Source organism: Streptomyces sp. NPDC045955 (assembly GCF_056430805.1).
This window is the reverse complement of record NZ_JBWKKY010000023.1, coordinates 75,239-91,862: the sequence shown is the minus strand read 5'-3', so window position 1 is coordinate 91,862 and position 16,624 is coordinate 75,239. Positions and strand designations below refer to the sequence as shown.

Annotated in this window: 13 protein-coding genes and 1 pseudogene; 6 read left to right on the top strand and 8 right to left on the bottom strand. The window is 74.3% G+C overall.

Annotated elements, in window-relative coordinates:
• Positions 1 to 32: 32 nt before the first annotated feature.
• Complete coding sequence (locus tag AC07F0_RS33855) at positions 33 to 635, top strand: hypothetical protein (protein WP_478983755.1); 603 nt, start codon at positions 33 to 35, stop codon at positions 633 to 635.
• A gap of 164 nt (positions 636 to 799) precedes the next feature.
• Here the strand turns inward: AC07F0_RS33855 and AC07F0_RS33850 are convergent, their stop codons facing one another.
• Genes AC07F0_RS33850 through AC07F0_RS33835 form a run of 4 tightly spaced genes read right to left on the bottom strand, consistent with a single transcriptional unit; the run spans position 800 to position 8,666 of the window.
• Positions 800 to 5,437 (bottom strand): hypothetical protein, encoded by a 4,638-nt coding sequence (locus tag AC07F0_RS33850; RefSeq protein WP_478983754.1) that lies wholly within the window; start codon positions 5,435 to 5,437, stop codon positions 800 to 802.
• A 35-nt stretch (positions 5,438 to 5,472) separates the two neighbouring features.
• Positions 5,473 to 6,354, bottom strand: coding sequence for a hypothetical protein (locus tag AC07F0_RS33845; protein ID WP_436726040.1), 882 nt, complete (start codon positions 6,352 to 6,354; stop codon positions 5,473 to 5,475).
• A gap of 31 nt (positions 6,355 to 6,385) precedes the next feature.
• The gene (locus AC07F0_RS33840; RefSeq protein ID WP_436726039.1) at positions 6,386 to 7,912 is read right to left on the bottom strand and encodes a hypothetical protein; all 1,527 of its coding nucleotides are present in this window, start codon (positions 7,910 to 7,912) and stop codon (positions 6,386 to 6,388) included.
• 58 nt (positions 7,913 to 7,970) lie between these two features.
• The gene (locus AC07F0_RS33835; RefSeq protein ID WP_478983753.1) at positions 7,971 to 8,666 is read right to left on the bottom strand and encodes a GntR family transcriptional regulator; all 696 of its coding nucleotides are present in this window, start codon (positions 8,664 to 8,666) and stop codon (positions 7,971 to 7,973) included.
• 171 nt (positions 8,667 to 8,837) lie between these two features.
• On the opposite strand from AC07F0_RS33835, the gene AC07F0_RS33830 reads away from it, so the two are divergent.
• The 5 genes from AC07F0_RS33830 to AC07F0_RS33810 are packed head-to-tail and all read left to right on the top strand — an operon-like array spanning position 8,838 to position 13,234.
• Positions 8,838 to 10,139 (top strand): MFS transporter, encoded by a 1,302-nt coding sequence (locus AC07F0_RS33830; RefSeq protein WP_478983752.1) that lies wholly within the window; start codon positions 8,838 to 8,840, stop codon positions 10,137 to 10,139.
• Entirely contained in the window at positions 10,136 to 10,969 is an 834-nt protein-coding gene (locus AC07F0_RS33825) for a putative hydro-lyase (protein ID WP_478983751.1), read from the top strand. Before AC07F0_RS33830 ends, AC07F0_RS33825 begins: the two co-directional genes overlap by 4 nt.
• Before the next feature lie 17 nt (positions 10,970 to 10,986).
• The gene (locus AC07F0_RS33820) at positions 10,987 to 11,745 is read left to right on the top strand and encodes a LamB/YcsF family protein (protein ID WP_436726035.1); all 759 of its coding nucleotides are present in this window, start codon (positions 10,987 to 10,989) and stop codon (positions 11,743 to 11,745) included.
• Positions 11,742 to 12,368, top strand: coding sequence for a 5-oxoprolinase subunit B family protein (locus AC07F0_RS33815; protein ID WP_478983750.1), 627 nt, complete (start codon positions 11,742 to 11,744; stop codon positions 12,366 to 12,368). The genes AC07F0_RS33820 and AC07F0_RS33815 overlap by 4 nt, the downstream gene beginning before the upstream one ends.
• Entirely contained in the window at positions 12,365 to 13,234 is an 870-nt protein-coding gene (locus AC07F0_RS33810) for a 5-oxoprolinase subunit C family protein (RefSeq protein WP_478983749.1), read from the top strand. Before AC07F0_RS33815 ends, AC07F0_RS33810 begins: the two co-directional genes overlap by 4 nt.
• A gap of 33 nt (positions 13,235 to 13,267) precedes the next feature.
• Here AC07F0_RS33810 and AC07F0_RS33805 read toward each other — a convergent pair.
• The 4 genes and pseudogenes from AC07F0_RS33805 to AC07F0_RS33790 all read right to left on the bottom strand — a co-directional run bounded on the left by AC07F0_RS33805 (position 13,268) and on the right by AC07F0_RS33790 (position 16,537).
• A pseudogene (locus AC07F0_RS33805) lies at positions 13,268 to 14,048 on the bottom strand (SGNH/GDSL hydrolase family protein).
• Entirely contained in the window at positions 13,973 to 14,311 is a 339-nt protein-coding gene (locus AC07F0_RS33800; RefSeq protein ID WP_478983773.1) for a hypothetical protein, read from the bottom strand. The pseudogene AC07F0_RS33805 and the gene AC07F0_RS33800 overlap by 76 nt, the downstream one beginning before the upstream one ends.
• Positions 14,298 to 15,548 carry a glycosyltransferase gene (locus AC07F0_RS33795; protein WP_478983771.1) on the bottom strand — a complete coding sequence of 417 codons (1,251 nt, stop codon included), beginning with the start codon at positions 15,546 to 15,548 and terminating at the stop codon, positions 14,298 to 14,300. Before AC07F0_RS33795 ends, AC07F0_RS33800 begins: the two co-directional genes overlap by 14 nt.
• A complete protein-coding gene (locus AC07F0_RS33790) occupies positions 15,545 to 16,537 on the bottom strand; it encodes a glycosyltransferase (RefSeq protein WP_478983748.1) in 993 nt (330 codons plus the stop codon). Before AC07F0_RS33790 ends, AC07F0_RS33795 begins: the two co-directional genes overlap by 4 nt.
• Positions 16,538 to 16,624: the final 87 nt, after the last annotated feature.

The window sequence follows — 16,624 nt, the reverse complement described above, 5'->3', positions numbered from 1 at the left end:
CCGGGCAGCCACTGGGAAGCACGGGTCTTCGGATGCGAGCGAGCAGTCTGCTGGCGGTGGGGAGTGACACGGTGACGGGCACGGCGGAGCGGAGCGGGGCGCCCAGGGCGGCCGGGGCGCAAGTGACAGCGCATCAGGATGCCGAGGTGGCTGATCGCGACAACCCGGCTGACGAGCCGGAGAGCACGGCTCGAGAGGCGGGGATGCCGGCTCAGCAGGGCCGTGACGTGCGCGAGCAGCAGTACTACCGGCCCCTGTGGGTCGAAGAGCCGGCGCGGCGGCGCCGGTTGCCGGATCCGGTACGGACGGCCGCCGTGCGCTCGGTACTCCTCATCGCTCTGACGCTGATTCAGGCCATGGTCGCCTTCCTGTGCACGATGGCCGGGTCCTGGCTGGCGTTCCCGATGGTGATCAGCAGCGTGGTCAGCACGATCGTGGCGACCTGGGGAGCTCTCGACGTGTGGGTGACGCGTCAGGTGTGGAACCAGCGCAACGGCGTGGTGTCCACGCCGAGCAGCACGGCACGGGCCCTGCGACGCGAGCGCCGCCGGGCCCGACGGCAGGCTCGCGCCGACGAGCGGGCGCAGGAGCGGATACGCCGACGGGGCGGGGCCGGGCAGTTGTCCCACTCGTGAGGAGCGGCTGAGGACCCGGGCCGCGCTCTGCAAGGCCACAACCCCACACCACTGGTACCTGCCCTCGGGCGCGGTTACTGTTCGTCACCGCTCCGACGGCCGACAGCGCCTGGCCGGGGGCGGCCGCGCGACGGTTGCGGCTGGTCGCGCAGTTCCGCGCACCCCTAGGGCGTCGTGGACGCGGGGCGTTTGTACATCCTGGTCGCCGTGATCTCGCTGTGTACCGCCTCCCCCGCCTGGGGCTGCTGCGGCAGTCCCGGGCGGAGGTGTTCCTCGACGCTGATGTACTTGAGGCCGGCCCTCAGGTCGGCGTCGTTGCGCATGCGGATGACCAGGGGGAACTCGGCGAGCGCCGTGGTGTCGAACAGGCCCGTGGTGTAGAGGAGCTGGACACCCAGGGCGTCCGACACCGCCCGCTGGAGTTCCAGCAGGTACGTGGCGTTCGCGCGGCCGATGGGGTTGTCGAGGAACAGCGTGCCGGCGTGCCGGTGCTTGTCGCGGCCCCGGTCGTTCGAGCGCAGCGCGGCCATCGTGCAGTACAGGGCGATCGCGGCGGTGAGCAGCTGACCTCCGGAGAAGACGTCGCCCATCTGCCCGACGGGGACGCGCTCGGCGCGCAGCACCGCGTCGGGCTTGAGGATCTCGACGGCGACGCCCTTGGGCTGGAGGGCCGCGGCGACGCCCCGCAGCAGCAGGGACATGCCGTCCCGCCGCAGGTCCGAGTTCTTCTTGACGGCCGCCCGGGTCGCCTCGTCGATGACCTCGCCCAGCCGCTCGGTGAGCGTGGCCTGGTCGGGCTCCTCGAAGCGGATGCGGAGGAACTCCTGTCCCGACCATTCGCCGAGGCCCTCCGGGAGGCGGGAGAGGCGCTGGGCGGAGCGCAGGGTGGCCAGGGCCGACTCGACCAGGCCGCGCAGGCGGTCCACGATCGAGTCGCGGTTGCGCTCCAGCTGCTCCAGCTCGTCGGTCAGGACCCGGAGCCGGGGCGCGAAGGCGTCGGCCCACTTCTGGGCGTGTTCGGGCAGTGCGGAGGCGGGCAGTTCGCGGATCTGCTGCCGTGCCGGGGTGCGGACCTGCTCGTAGCGCGTGGAATTGGCGTGCCGGACGAGGATGTCGCTGGCCTCGCGGACGGCGGCCTCGGCGGCGGACAGGTCGGCGGCGCAGCCGCGCAGGGAGCGGCGGGCTTCGGCGGCCGACTGCCGGGCCTCCTCCGGGCTGCCGGGGTACGGCTCGGTCTCCTCCTGCTCCTCCTCCGTGGTGTGCTCGCGCAGCAGGTCGCGGAGCATGGCGGCGATCTCGTCGAAGCCGCTCGCCGCGTCCTCGGCGGCGCGGTGGGCGTCGAGGAGTTCGGCGTGCGCCTCGCGTGCCTGGTTCAGCGCCTCGGTGTGGGAAGCGAGTTCGGCCGTGGCGGTGCGCAGCAGGGCCTGCGCGTGCTCGGCGTCGCGCGGCCGGCGGTCCTCGGGCAGGTCGGTGTGCGCCTCACCGTCCTCGGGCGCGAGCCGTTCGGCCTCGCCGCGCAACCGCCCGAGCTGCTCGCTCGCGCTCGACATACGGGTCTCCAGGAGCTGCACCAGCTCCTCGGCGCGGGCGGCGGCGGCCTGACGGCTGGGTCCGTCGGAACCGTCGGGGGATTCGAGGAGCTGCTCGGCCCGCGTACGGACCTTGTTGCTCAGTCGGTCCAGCTCCGCGCGGGCCGCGCTCTCGTCGCTCTCCGCGCGGGCCTGCTCGGCCCGCAGGTCGGCGCCGACGCCGACCTTCTCGTACAGCTGCGACGCCGCCCGGTAGGCCTCGCGCAGGGCGGGCAGGGAGGCCTTCGGGGTCTGGGCGTCGTCCTCGGGTACGTCGTCGGGGGCGCCGGCGATCTCGGAGCGCTCGGCGCGCAGGGCGCGGGCGGTGCGGCGGGCGTCGTCGGCGGCGCGCTGGGCGGCCCGCCGATCCTCGTCGGCGGCCCGGGCCCGCTCCAGGCAGGCCTGGGCGCTCGCCTCGGACTCGGCAGCCTCGTCGGCCAGTTCGCGCAGCTTGACCTGCCAGCCGGCCCGCTCACGCAGCCGGAAGGCGAGCCCGGCGAGGGCGTCGGCGGAGCGGCGGGCCTTCTGGGCGGCCTCCTGCCGCTCGTCCCGGACGCGTGCGGCCTCCGCGGCGGCCTCGTCGGCCTCGGCCCGCACCGTGCGCGCCTCGGCCAGCTCGGCTTCCGACTCCTCGGCGAACGCGCGGGTGTCGTGTGCGGCCTGCGCCAGTTCGGCCAGTCGGCCGGCCGGGCAACCGGTGCGCCAGGAGGCGAGCCGGGCGGCCAGTTCCCGGTCCTTGCCGAGCCGGGCGGCGAGTGCGCGGATCTCCTCGTCCCGCTCGGCCGCCCGGGCGCGCAGCGCCTGCCGCTCCTCGTCGGCGGCGTGCTCGTCGTGCATGGCCGGGTTCGGCGGGACGAGGAACACGTCACCGCTGTCGGTGTCCGGGGCGGGGGTCGGGGCGAGCAGGGCGGCGGCCGTGCCGACGGCCACGGCGGAACGGGGCAGCAGCGCCGCGTCGCCCAGCGCCTCCCGGGCGCGTGCGTGGGAGTCCGGGTCGGTGATGATCACACCGTCGACCAGTTCGGGCCGGGCGGCCAGCACGCGCGCGTGGTCGGCCGGGTCGACGGCCTGGGCGAGATAGCGCCAGCCGGGCAGCGCGGGGATGCCGTGCTCGCCGAGGAACTCGACCGTGGCCAGCACGTCCGGGCCGGGCGGCAACAGCCCGCCGTCACCGAGCGCGCCGAGGATCCGGGAGTCGTCGGCGGCGGCCGTACGCAGGTCGAACAGCTGCCGTTCGGCGGAGCCGACGGCGTCGTCGAGCAGGTCGCGCAGGTCGTCGGCGAACCGGTCGAGCTCCTCGGGACTGAGCCCCTGCTCGCCGGAGGCGGGCCGGGTGGCCGGCTCGCTGTCCGTGCCGTGGCGGGGCTGCGGGATGCCCGGACGGGTCTCGGAGGTCAGGCTGAGCAGTTCCGCCAGCCGCTCCTCCCCCGCCAGTGCCTCGGCGGTGCGGCGCTCGGCCTCGTAGGACCGCTCGGCCGCCGTCGCCGCGTCCGCCGCGCGGGCGGCGGTCAGTTCGGCGCGGGTCTCGGCGGCGCCGGCCTCGCGCGCGTGCTCGGTGGCCCGGTGGGAGGCCTCGCGGGCCGCGTCCCAGGCCGCGACGGCGGTCTTCTCGGCGTCGCTGGCGGCGAGGGCCGCCCGGGCCGGGTCGGCGTCGGGCGCGCTGTCGTCGAGCCAGCCGGCCCGGACCGCCTCGGCGGTCTCCTGCTCGACCTCGGCGAGGCGCTGCTTGAGGTGCCCGACCTCACTGCGGGCCCGCTGCGCCTGCGTGGCGGCGGCGGTGGAGTCCCGGTAGGCGGCGTCGCTGACCTCCTGGAGGGCGGCGGAGCGCTCTTCTTCCTCATTGGCGTGGTTCTCGGCGTTCTCCGCGGCCGCGTGCAGGGCCCGCACGAGGTCGACGGCGGCCTTGGAGCGGGCGGCCAGGGCCGGGGCGGCGTCGCGCTCCGCCTCCTGGATCGCGGCGGACACGCGGGCGACGCGGTCGGCGGCGGCGCGGTGGCGCAGTACGGCCTCGGCCGCCTGCCACGCGGAGTACAGCGTGCGGGCGTCGGCGAGTTCACGCTTCTGGGCGGCGGCGGACTTCTCGGCGGCGGCGAGGGCCAGCGAGGCGTGCCGGTAGGCGAGTTCGGCGGAGATCAGCGCGCTGCGTTCGCGGGCCGCCTCGGCGTGGGTGACGGCGTATGCGGCGGCGGTGACCCGCTGCGCGAGGTCGGCGGCCCGGACCCGCTCCCGCACGCCGCGCGCGGACAGCCTGCGCGCCAGGGTCCGGGTACGGCGCTCGGCCGCGGTGTGGACGTCACGCGCGCGGGAGCGGGCCTCGGCGGCCTCGACGATCCGCCCGAGGAGGTCGACGGACCCGGCGGTGAAGTCGCGTTCGGCGATCAGCTCGGCTCGCCTGCCCAGCTTGTTGCCGAAGCCGCTGACCAGGTCGGCGAGCCCGTCGGTGTCACGCGTGTCGGTGACGGCGCGCAGCAGCAGGTCGGTGAAGTCGGCGTCCTTCTTGACCGCGAAGAGACCTGCGGCCTCACCTTCGTCGGCGTTCATCTCCCGCTGGTAGCGGAAGAGTTCGGGGTCGAGTCCGAGATCGCCCAGGTGCTCGATCCAGCGGTCGTGGATCTCCTCCCAGTGCACCTCCAGGTGCGGGTACGTCTTTCCCGCCTCCATGAGGGCGTCGCGGAAGCCCTTCATGGTGCGACGCCGGCCGCGCGCGCCCGACTGGCCCTCGACCGGGGCCCGTACGGCGGTGGACTCGGCCACGGGCAGGTTGTCGAGGCTCAGCCCGGGCCCGGGCCGGAAGGAGTACCAGGCCTCGGCGAACTTGCGCGGGTCGTTGGAGACCTGCCGCCCACGCCACTCGCTGACCTTGCCGACGACGACGCACTCGCCGGTCAGCACATGCTGCCACTCCAGCGCGACATGGCCGCAGTCGTCGGCGAGCAGGAACTTGCGCAGCACACCGGAACTGGCGCCGCCGAGCGTGTTGCGGTGCCCCGGCAGCATCACGGAGAAGATCAGCTTGAGCAGCACCGACTTGCCGCCGCCGTTCTCCAGGAAGAGCACGCCCGCGGGCGCGGGCCGGCGCGGCGGGCCGACGGGCTCCTCCTCGAAGAACTCCGCCTGCGTGGGCGCGGGATCGGGCACGGGCTCGCCCACGCCGCGCAGGTCAAGCACGGTGTCGGCGTAGCGCGCACCGGCGGGCCCGATGGAGTAGAGGCGGACCCGGGACAGCTCGTACATGGCGGACTCTCGTAAGGCTTCGTGAGGTGGGGAGTTCAGGAGGAGTGGAACGGCAGCCCGGCGTCGGCGACCAGCTCCAGGTCGTCGCTCTCCTCGGGGGGCAGCAGGGTCGGTGTGCCGTCGGTGACCGGGACGACGCCCAGTTCCAGCAGCTCGGCCAGGGCGGCGCTGCCGGCCATGTCGCGGACCTGGAGCTGGTAGCGGGCGGTCGTGCGGTACGTGCCGCCGTTGTCGTCGCCGGTGCGCTGGAGGAAACCGGAGTCGGTGAGGAACGCGACGGCCTTGGCGACGATGCCGGTGGTCGAACCGGCGAGCCGGCGCGCGTCCTTGGTGGCCCCGGTCGAGCTGCGCCGTACCCAGATCCGCCAGGCGGCCTCCAGTCCGGGCGCGTCGGTGGCCGGGTCGGTGTTCTCGCCCTGTTCGGCGGCGCGTTCCTCCAGTCGGCGGCAGGCCTGGCGGACGAAGGCGTCGACGCCGTTGACCGTGACGCGGCCGATGTAGCCGTCGTCGGCGAGGTCCTCGGGGCGCGGGAACGCCATGGCGGCGACGGCGAGATGGGCGAGCCCGTGCAGGAACCGGTCGCCGCCGTCGGCGGACGTACGACGCGCGTAGTCGCCCATGCGGACGGCGAACACCGAGTCCTCGGCGGCGGTCACGGCCATGCCCGCCCGCGGGGACACCTCCAGCACGATCAGCCCCAGTCCGGTCGCCACGGCGTCGGCGAGCCGCGCGAAGGGCGGATCCTCGCGGTAGCGCCGCAGCAGGTCCGCGTACTCCTGGTCACGTGCGGGCTGGAGCTTGGGCTGCAGCCCGAAGGACACGAGCCGCGCCGCGTCGGCGGCGTCGGCGGGCGTGACGGCGGCCGAGGCCGTCGGGGCCTGGGCTTCCGGTTCACTCCACTCGACATGCTCGCTCACGGTCGGGACTCCTTGTGCCACTCGTACTGACTCATGCTGCTTCCGTCCGGTCCGCCGCCATCCCCGCCGCGTCCAGCAGCGCGGTACCGACGATCAGATCCGCCCCGCCGAACTCCGGATCATCGAGCTCGGTCCCGTCGTCCACGGCGAACAGCAGCTTCTGCTCGCCCTGGCGGTAGGCGGTACCGACCGGCGGACTGGCCGCGTGCACCGCCAGCAGGGCCACCAGATACGGCAGCTCGGGATCCTGCCGCCGGGCCTCGGCCAGCAACCCGGACAACCGGCGGGGTGCGTCCGCCGGCAGGTCGAGCAGCTCCTGCGCCGCCGCCATCTGCTCCTCGCTGAACCGGCTGTCGTCGGGCGTGGCGATGAGGTCCGGCTCGGGCATTTCCGCGCCCAGATGCTCCCGCTCCACCGGCGGCGTCAGCAGTATGTCGACCAGGTCCCCGACCCGGACGGACACCGGCGTACGCAACCCGGTGCCACGCCCGAAAAAGGCGTCCGTGACCCGCACGGCCTGCTCCAGCGGCAGCGGCAGGACGGGCGAGACGAGGTGCCCGTAGAGGTCTATCCCCGAGGTGGTCGCCGGGGTGGCGAAGGCCTGCCGGTCCTGCTCGGCGCGGAACAGCGGTCCGGCCTCGAGCAGCCGGGACTGCAGCTGTGTGTGCCGCCGGATGCAGTCCTTGACGATGTCGACGAGCTCGGCGGCGCGGCGCTTGTGCTCGGGGTCCTCGGACTCGTCGCGGGCCTTGCGGATGTTGGTGAGGATGGCGTTCTCGTGGCGGTAGCGGTCGGCCACGTGCTCCAGGGCCTCGGCGATCATGTCGGGCACGGTGGTGAGCCAGTCCACCGCGCGCACGTTGCGCCGGGTGGCCTCCAGGGCGCGGCGCAGGGTCTCCGAGTACTGCACGGTGCGGTAGCGGGCCTGTTCGGCCGCGAGCTGGGCGTCGGCGAGCCGGCCGCGGCTGATCAGCACCTCCAGCTTGACCTCGGCGGCGATCTGCGCGCTGGTGACGTCCGTGTCGAGGGCGCCGACGAGGACGTTGACCGCCTCGTCCGTCGTGCGCAGGTAGACCGTGCCGCCCGGGCCCGGGACCTCCTCGATCAGCTTGAAGTCGTAGTCACGGCGCACATACGTGCCGTCCGCCCCGAACGTGCCGTACACCGCGCGGAAGCCGCGGTCGACGCTGCCGACGTTGATCAGGTTCTCCAGGACCCAGCGGGCCACCCGCTCGTGCTCGGCGGCGGGCCGCTGCGGTGCCTGGGCGGCGATGCGCGGGACGAGGCGGGCGACGATCTGGTCGTGGTCCGCGCCTGTGTCGAAGTCCATGTTGAGGGTGACGAGGTCGATGGCCGCGAGGGCGACCTCCGCCATGCCGTACACCGAGTACTCACCGGCGAGGTTGGCCTTGCGCGCGTCGAGGTCATGCAGCGGCGCGGTGCAGGCGAGCGCGCGCAGGCGCCGCGCCAGGCCCTCGTCGGCGGCCGGCCCCGGGGCGGGGCGCGGCCCCGCGCTGAGCTGGGGCGGAACGCTGTCCGTCGATGCAGGCGAAGTCACGGTGCACAGACTAGGTCCTGGGTCTGACAACGTCCCAAACGAGGCGGGTCAGCCCTCGTCAGCCGTCCTCGCCGACCCGCCGCCGGTACACCTCGACGACCCGTTCCAGCGAGTCGTCGAGGTAACCGGCGAGCAGACGCTCGGCCTTGTCCCGGTTCCCCGCCTGAAGGGCCTCGAGAATCGAGACATTTCGTGCGATGTACGGCTCATGGAGTCGCTGCGGTTCGTCCACCACGTGGAAGGCGAGGCGCAGTTCGGCGAACACACTCCGCATCAGCTCGTCGGTGCGCTCGCTCGCCGCCAGGGCGACCAGCTCCCGGTGGAAGTGGATGTTGGCCGTGCCCACGCCCTTCCAGTCGCCTTCCCGCGCCGCCCGCCGCCCCTCCTCCACGGCGCCGGCCAGCCCGTCGAGCCCGTAGGGCGGCTCACCGAGACCTCGCACGACCGCGCACTCGACGAGTCGGCGGGTGCGGTAGATGTCCTCGACGTCCTCGACGGTCAGGACCCGGACGAAAACGCCCCGGTTCAGCTCGTGGACGAGCAGGCGTTCATGCGTGAGCAGCCGGAACGCCTCGCGCAGGGTGTTGCGGGAGACGCCGAGCGCGCCACCGATGGTGTCCTCCGACAGCCGGGTGCCGGGCGGGAAGTAGCCCTCGGCGATCCGGCTCCTGAGGATGTCCGAGACGCGTTCGGCGGTGCTGGTGCGCCCCAGGAGAGCCCGGTCACCGGAGAGGTCTCTCAACTGCTCTGCCATGCCGGAATTCAATCGCAGATTTCAAGAACGAACCAACATGGGTATTGAAGGATCGTTGAACAATACTCTACGGTGCTAGGCACGGCTCGCTCCCGACGCGGCCGGACTCATCCCCACAGCACCCCCCGCAGCTCAGTCCGAAGCACCCTCCGTCCCTCCTTCGAGGTGCCCATGAGCACGACTCCTCCACCACAGGCCCTGACCGACGACACTCGCACCGCTGCGACCGAACACCCCGCCGGCGACGGTGCGTTCGGCTGGCTGCGCGCCCTGGGCCCGCGCGGCCGGCGCGCGTTCGCCGGGGCCTTCGGCGGCTATGCCCTGGACTCGTACGACTACTTCACGCTGCCGCTGAGCATGGTCGCGCTCTCCGCCTACTTCGGGCTGAGCAGCGGCCAGACCGGCCTCTTCACGACGGTGACCCTGGTGGTCTCCGCGATCGGCGGCGCCCTCGCGGGCGTCCTCGCGGACCGCATAGGCCGGGTGAAGGCGCTGATGCTCACGGTGATCACCTACGCGGTCTTCACCGTCGCCTGTGGCTTCGCGCCCAACTACGAGACGCTACTGGTCTTCCGGGCCCTCCAGGGCCTCGGTTTCGGCGGCGAGTGGGCGGTCGGCGCGATCCTCGTCGCCGAGTACGCGAGCGCCAAGCACCGGGGGCGCACACTCGGCGCCATCCAGAGTTCCTGGGCCGTGGGCTGGGGCATGGCCGTGATCGCCTACACCGTCATCTTCTCGGTGGCCGGCGACGATCTGGCCTGGCGCATCATGTTCTGGACCGGGGCGCTGCCCGCGCTGCTCGTCATCTGGGTGCGGCGCAGTGTGCACGACGCGCCCGAGGCGGCCGCCGCTCGTGAACAGAGCGCGGAGAAGGGCTCGTTCACGGCGATCTTCAAGCCCGGCCTGCTGCGGACGACCATGTTCGCGGGGCTGCTCTCGACCGGCGTCCAGGGCGGCTACTACACGCTGGCCACCTGGGTGCCCACCTACCTGAAGTCCGAGCGCGACCTGTCGGTCGTCGGCACCGGCGGCTATCTGACGTTCCTGATATCGGGCGCCTTCATCGGCTACCTGACGGGCGGTTACCTCACCGACAAGCTGGGCCGGCGGCGCAACATCTGGCTCTTCGCCCTGCTGTCGGCGATCTGCATCCTGGCGTACACGCACATCCCGAGCGGCGCCAACACCCTGATCCTGGTGCTCGGTTTCCCCCTCGGGTTCTGCATGTCGGCGATCTTCAGCGGCTTCGGCTCGTACCTGAGCGAGCTGTACCCGACGGCGGTGCGCGGCACGGGGCAGGGATTCACGTACAACACCGGGCGCGCGGTGGGTGCCGTCTTCCCGACGACGGTCGGGTTCCTGGCCGACAGCTGGGGCGTGGGCGGCGCGTTGGTCTTCGGGGCGATCGGGTACGGCATCGCGGCCCTGGCGCTGCTCGGGCTGCCGGAGACGCGCGGGAAGGAGCTCACATGAACCGCACCAGCGCCGAGACGGGGGACCGTCCCGTCGTCCTCGTCGACGAGCACGCGCGCGCGTGGAGCCCGCGAACGGCCCGCGTCCGCTTCCGGGAGGGCCTCACGGGCCCCACCGCCGGGGTCGCGGCGGGCCACACCCAGGTCAACCTGATCTCGGTGCCCGCCGACTGGGCCTACGACATGCTGCTGTTCTGCCAGCGCAACCCCAAGCCGTGTCCCGTCCTCGACGTCACCGACGCCGGGTCCTGGACCACCGTGCTCGCGGAGGGCGCGGACCTGCGCACCGACCTGCCCCGCTACCGGGTGTGGCGGGACGGCGAGCTGGTGGACGAGCCGACGGATGTGCGCGCGTACTGGCGGGACGACCTGGTGTCGTTCCTGATCGGGTGCAGCTTCACCTTCGAGTGGGCGCTGAGCGAGGCGGGTGTGCCGATCCGCCACGTCGAGCAGGGCCGCAACGTCCCGATGTACGTCACCAGCCGGCAGTGCCGTCCGGCGGGGCGGCTGCACGGACCGCTGGTGGTGTCCATGCGACCGGTGCCGCCCCCGCATCTGGCGGCGGCGATCCGGGAGAGCAGTTTGCTGCCGGCGGTGCACGGCAGCCCCGTACACTGCGGCGACCCCTCGGCGCTCGGCATCGACGACCTCGGCCGCCCCGACTTCGGCGACCCGGTGGCCGCCGAACCGGACGACATCCCGGTGTTCTGGGCCTGCGGAGTGACCCCGCAGGCGGCCGTGATGGCATCGCGCCCGCCGTTCGCCCTCACGCACGCCCCGGGGCAGATGTTCCTCACCGACGCCCGCGACGAGCAGTACCGCGTGGCCTGACAGGAGACACTTGATTCATGGCCTGCATCGACCTGAACGCCGACCTCGGCGAGGGCTTCGGCCACTGGCGGCTCACCGACGACGAACAACTGCTGTCGGTCGTCACCAGCGCCAACGTGGCGTGCGGCTTCCACGCCGGGGACGCGGTCACCATGCGCCGGGTGTGTGAGCTGGCGGCCGAGCGCGGCGTCCGGATCGGCGCCCAGGTGTCCTACCGGGACCTGGCCGGGTTCGGGCGGCGCGCGATGGACGTGCCGCCCGCCGAACTGGCGGCCGAGGTGGCCTACCAGATCGGCGCCCTGGAGGTCTTCGCCCGCGCGGCGGGCGCCGGCGTGGCCTACGTGAAACCGCACGGCGCGCTCTACAACCGGGTCGTGCACGACGAGGAGCAGGCCGCCGCGGTCGTCGACGGCGTGCTCCTCGCGGACGCCACCCTCGCCGTGCTGGGCCTGCCCGGCTCGCGTCTGCTGGAGCTGGCCGGGAAGGCCGGACTGCCGGTCGTCACGGAGGCGTTCGCCGACCGCGCGTACACCGACGCGGGCACGCTCGTGCCGCGCTCCCTGGAGGGCGCCGTGGTCACCGACCCCGACACCGTCGTGGAGCGGTCGCTGGGTCTGGCCCGCTCCGGCGAGGTCGTCTCCCACTCGGGGACACGGATCGAGGTACGCGCGCGTTCCCTGTGCCTGCACGGCGACACACCCGGCGCGGTGGAGCTGGCACGCCGGGTACGGGAGCGGCTGGAGGCGTCGGGCGTCCGGGTGGAGGCCTTCGCATGAAGGTCCTGCCGGTCGGCGAGGACGCCCTGCTCGTCGAGGTCTCCTCGGGCCACGAAGCTCAGGCCCTGCACGCCGAGTTGCTGCGCCGTCGTGCGGAGGGCTCGCTGGCGGCCCGCGAGATCGTGCCCGCGGCCCGCACGGTCCTCCTCGACGGCCTCGACGCCCCGGCCCGGGTGGCCGCCGAACTGACCGCCGCCGACCTGCCGCCCGCTCCCCCGCGCGCGCGTGCCGTGGTCGAGATCCCGGTGCGCTACGACGGCCCGGACCTGGCCGACGTCGCCGCGCACTGGGGCGTGCCCGAGCGGGAGGTCGCCCGCCTCCACTCGGGCACGGAGTTCCGGGTCGCCTTCTGCGGCTTCGCCCCGGGCTTCGGTTATCTCACCGGCCTGCCGCCGCGCTACGACGTCCCGCGCCGGGCCACCCCGCGCACGGCCGTCCCGGCGGGTTCCGTGGCGCTGGCGGGCCCGTACACGGGCGTGTACCCGCGCTCGTCGCCGGGCGGCTGGCAGCTGATCGGCACGACGGACGCCGTCCTGTGGGACCACGCGCGCGTGCCGGCCGCGCTGCTGTCGCCGGGCACGCGTGTGCGGTTCGTCCCCGTCGAGCCGGTGGGTCACCCGTGACCGACCGCGCGCTCGCCGTCGTCCGGGCCGGGGCCCTGACCACCGTGCAGGACCTGGGGCGCCCCGGGCACGCCCACCTCGGTGTGCCCCGCTCCGGGGCGCTGGACCGGCCTGCGGCGGACCTCGTCAACCGGCTGACGGGCAATCCGCCCGAGGCGGCCGTGCTGGAGACGACCGTCAACGGCTGTGCCGTACGCCCCCGTTCCACCGTCACCGTGGCCGTGGCGGGAGCGCCCTGCCGGGTCACGGTGGACGGACGGCCCGTCGCCTGGGGCGCGCCGGTGCGCGTGCCCGCCGGGGCACTGCTGGAGGTCGGGCCCGCCGTGTCGGGCCTGCGCAGCTACGTGGGCGTCTGCGGGGGCATCACCGTCGACCCGGTGCTCGGCAGCCGCTCGACGGACCTGCTGTCGGGGCTCGGCCCGCCGCCTCTCACGGACGGCACGGTGCTGCCCCTGGGCCGGCCGACGGGCGTGCACGCGCGCGTGGACGTCGCCCCGCAGCCGGCTCCACCGGCCGAGCTGGTCCTGCGGGTGACACTCGGACCGCGCGACGGCTGGTTCACGCCGGAGGCCGTACGGACCTTCGTCTCCCGTCCCTACCGGGTGTCCCCCGCGAGCAACCGCATCGGGCTGCGCACGGAGGGGGCCGTCCTGGAGCGGGCACGGCCCGGGGAACTCCCCAGCGAGGGCATGGTGCTGGGCGCCGTCCAGGTTCCTCCCGACGGCAGGCCGGTGGTGTTCCTCGCCGACCACCCGACCACCGGGGGCTACCCGGTGATCGCGGTGGTCCGCGCCGCCGACCTCCCGGCCGCCGCCCAGGCGGTTCCGGGCACGCCGGTCCGCTTCGTGGCCGTACGGCGCCGCTGAACCGGCGGGTCCGCGCCGGTCGCCGCCGCTCCGTCATGCCGGGTCCGGCTGCTCCGCCACCGACAGCGCGGCCAGCGCGGCGGACACGGCCGCGGAGGCCCGCAGATCGAGCCGGGCGCTCGTGCCCCGGGCCCGGTGCCGGAGCTCGTCGGCGGCGAGGGTCAGGAGCTGGGGCAGCAGATCGGTGCACCGGCGGGCCACCCAGCCGGTACCGGCCCGTGGTCAGCCACCACAGGCTCGCCGACCTTGTAGGGACGGCGAACTCGGGCTCGGGCGAGGGCGCGGGCCCCGTCGCGAGGCCGTTTTCCGCGAGCAGCGCGTGGAAGCGCAGGGCCAGCTGCCGGTGCCCGCGCTCCCCGGGGTGCAGCCGGTCCGCGCTCCACAGGGCGCGGTCCGTGATCCAGTCGCCCTCGCAGGCGTGCAGGTGCACAGCCCCGTACCGGTCGGACAGGTCATGGACGACCGCGTTCACGGCACGCTGCCGCCGCGCCAGCGGGTGGGCCAGTGGCCCCGGCAGCCCGAGCATCGCGCCCGGGTCGGGCAGGCAGGCGGTGAGCAGGACCGCGCCCTGCTCGGTGAGGGTCGCGTACACCCGGTCGAGCCGGGCCGCCACGGCCTGGATGTCGAAGGTGCAGCGCAGGGTGTCGTTGACGCCGATGACGACGGACACGAGGTCGGGCCGCAGCTCCGACGCGGCAGGCAACTGCCGCTCCAGCACATCCCGGGTCTGCGCCCCGCTCACAGCGAGGTTGGTGAACCGGGCGGGTCCCTCGGCGAGCCCCGCGGATCCCTCGGCGAGCCCGGCAGGGCCCACGGCGAGCCCCGCGGATCCCTCGCGAACCCCGCGGATCCCTCGGCGAACCCCGCGGATCCCTCGGCGAACCCGGCAGGGCCCACGGCGAACCCCGCGGATCCCTCGGCGAACCCCGCGGATCCCTCGGCGAACCCCGCGGATCCCTCGGCGAACCCGGCAGGGCCCACGGCGAGCCCGGCGGCCAGCAGCGCGGCCCAGCCGCGCCACGCCCCGTCGCCGACGGGATCGCCCACCCCCTCGGTCAGCGAGTCACCGAGGGCCACGAACGTCGGGGCCCCGTCGAACCGGGAAGGCCGCCCGAACCGCACGGGTCTCATGCCACGCCCCGGGCACCAACGGACGCACAGGAACGGCCGCGTCGTGCGCGGCGAGAAACGCGTCGACCGCCGCGTCCCACCCGAAGCACTCCGCACGCGCGCGTGCCCCCTCGCGCCGGTCGGTCTCCAGGCGTTCCAGCAGCAGGTCCACGGCGCCCGCGAAGGCCTCCCCGTGGTCCGCCGCGACGGCCCCGGCGGCGCCGATCACCTCCGACAGCGCGGACGACGCGCTCGCCACCACGGGCGTGCCGCACGCCATGGCCTCCAGCGCGGCGAGCCCGAACGTCTCGGCGGGCCCGGGTGCCAGCGCCACGTCGGCGGACGCCTGGAGCGCGCCGAGCAGTCCGCGGTCGGAGACGTGCCCGAGGAAGGTGACCGGCAGGCCGGTCTCCCGCGCCCGCTGTTCGAGCCGGGCGCGCAGCGGTCCGTCCCCGGCCACCACCAGCACCGCCCGGCGCCCGCGCCGCCGCAACGCCTCCAGGGCGTCCAGCGCCGTGCCGGGCCGCTTCTCCACGGACAGCCGCGAGCACATCACCAGCAACGTCTCGTCCACGCGCGCGTGCCGCGCCCGCAGCCCCGGGTCGCGCAGCGCGGGGTGGCGCTGCACCAGGTCGACGCCCAGTGGGGCGCGGACGACGTTGCGCGCCCCGATCCGCACGAACTCCCGCTCGGCGAACTCGGTGGTGCACACCACGCGCGCGTACGTGTGGGCCGTGCGGACGTTGAGGGCGTCGGCGCTACGCCGGGCGGCCCCCTCGGGCAGGCCCCAGGTGCGCAGCACACCGTCGGCGGTCTCGTGGGAGACCATCACGGCCGGGATCCGGGCGCGCCGCGCCCACTTGCCGGTCCACCTGAGGGTCGTACGGTCGGACACCTCCAGCCGGTCCGGCGCGAGCTCCTCCAGGAGCCGGGCCACCCGTCGCTTGTCGGCGAGCACGCGGTAGCCGCCGGTGCCGGGCAGCAGCGGCCCGGGGAGGGTGATCACCCGCCCCTGCTCGGTCTCCCGGTCGCTCACGCGCTCGCCGGGGATCACGAGGACGGGTTCGTGCCCGGCCGCCTTGAAGCCCTTGCCGAGTTCACGCAGCGCCGTGCGCAGGCCGCCGGACGCGGGCGCGACGAAGTTGGCGAGCCGCACGATCCGAAGCGACTGGCCGCTGCTGTTGCCCGGACGCGAGTCGCTCATGCCGCCACCACCGTCCTGCGCGCGGCGAGCACGTCCGCGTAGTGCCCGATCAGCTGGTCCCCGACGGCCGCCCACGTGCGGCCCTCGACCGTGGCCCGCCCGGCGGCGCCGAAGGCGGCCCGCAGCCCGGCGTCGGCGGCCAGGGCCCGCACCGCGTCCCGTACGGCACTCGCGTCGCGCGGCGGTACCAGCAGGCCGGTGCGCCCGTGGGCGACAAGGTCCAGCGGCCCGCCCGCGGCGGGCGCCACGACGGGCAGGCCACTGGCCATGGCCTCCTGCACGGTCTGGCAGAAGGTCTCGAAGGGACCCGTGTGCACGAAGGCGTCCAGCGAGGCGAAGATCCGGGCCAGATCGTCACCGGTGCGGCGGCCGAGGAAGACCGCGCCGGGCAGTGCCTGCTCCAGGCCGGGCCGGCTCGGGCCGTCGCCGACGACCACGACCCGGACGCCCTCGATGCCGCAGACCCCGGCGAGGAGTTCGACGTGCTTCTCGGGGGCGAGCCGGCCGACGTAGCCGACGATCAGCTCACCGTTCGGGGCGAGTTCGCGACGCAGGGCCTCGTCGCGGCGGTCGGGCTGGAAACGTCCGGTGTCGACGCCGCGCGGCCACAGCTCGACCCGGGGCACACCGTGGGTCTCCAGGTCGCGCAGGGCCGCGCTGGCCGGGGCGAGGGTGAGGTCGGCGGCGCCGTGCACGGAGCGGATCCTGGCGAGGTGGACGACATCGGCACGGTGCTCGACGAGGGTGGCGGTCAGGCGGCGGCTGGGGAGGGCTACGCGGACCTGGGGGTAGCCGGGGAGCGGGAGGGAGGGGACGTGGACGACAGGGCACGGCACGTCGGCGTCGGGCTTGTTCCCGGGCGCGGGGGCCGGGGCGACGACGACGGGAGTGTGACCGCGATCGACGAGGTGCCGGGCGGTCTGGAGCGCGCAGTGAGCCACGCCGTTCACATCGGGGGGAAAGGATTCGGTCACGATGACGACACGCATACCGGTGTTGTCGCCGTGCCGGACGTGGCCGCGTCAACGTGGATCTTTCCGGCCGAGGAACGTCCCATGAGCGTTCTGAGCCGCACC

What these genes read in the sequence shown, in the direction of transcription:
- AC07F0_RS33825 (WP_478983751.1), top strand. Translation starts at nt 10,136, where the DNA reads ATGAACCGCACCAGCGCCGAGACGGGGGACCGTCCCGTCGTCCTCGTC.
- AC07F0_RS33815 (WP_478983750.1), top strand. Translation starts at nt 11,742, where the DNA reads ATGAAGGTCCTGCCGGTCGGCGAGGACGCCCTGCTCGTCGAGGTCTCC.
- AC07F0_RS33835 (WP_478983753.1), bottom strand. Translation starts at nt 8,666, where the DNA reads ATGGCAGAGCAGTTGAGAGACCTCTCCGGTGACCGGGCTCTCCTGGGG.
- AC07F0_RS33820 (WP_436726035.1), top strand. Translation starts at nt 10,987, where the DNA reads ATGGCCTGCATCGACCTGAACGCCGACCTCGGCGAGGGCTTCGGCCAC.
- AC07F0_RS33790 (WP_478983748.1), bottom strand. Translation starts at nt 16,537, where the DNA reads ATGCGTGTCGTCATCGTGACCGAATCCTTTCCCCCCGATGTGAACGGC.
- AC07F0_RS33795 (WP_478983771.1), bottom strand. Translation starts at nt 15,548, where the DNA reads ATGAGCGACTCGCGTCCGGGCAACAGCAGCGGCCAGTCGCTTCGGATC.
- AC07F0_RS33855 (WP_478983755.1), top strand. Translation starts at nt 33, where the DNA reads ATGCGAGCGAGCAGTCTGCTGGCGGTGGGGAGTGACACGGTGACGGGC.
- AC07F0_RS33850 (WP_478983754.1), bottom strand. Translation starts at nt 5,437, where the DNA reads ATGTACGAGCTGTCCCGGGTCCGCCTCTACTCCATCGGGCCCGCCGGT.
- AC07F0_RS33830 (WP_478983752.1), top strand. Translation starts at nt 8,838, where the DNA reads ATGAGCACGACTCCTCCACCACAGGCCCTGACCGACGACACTCGCACC.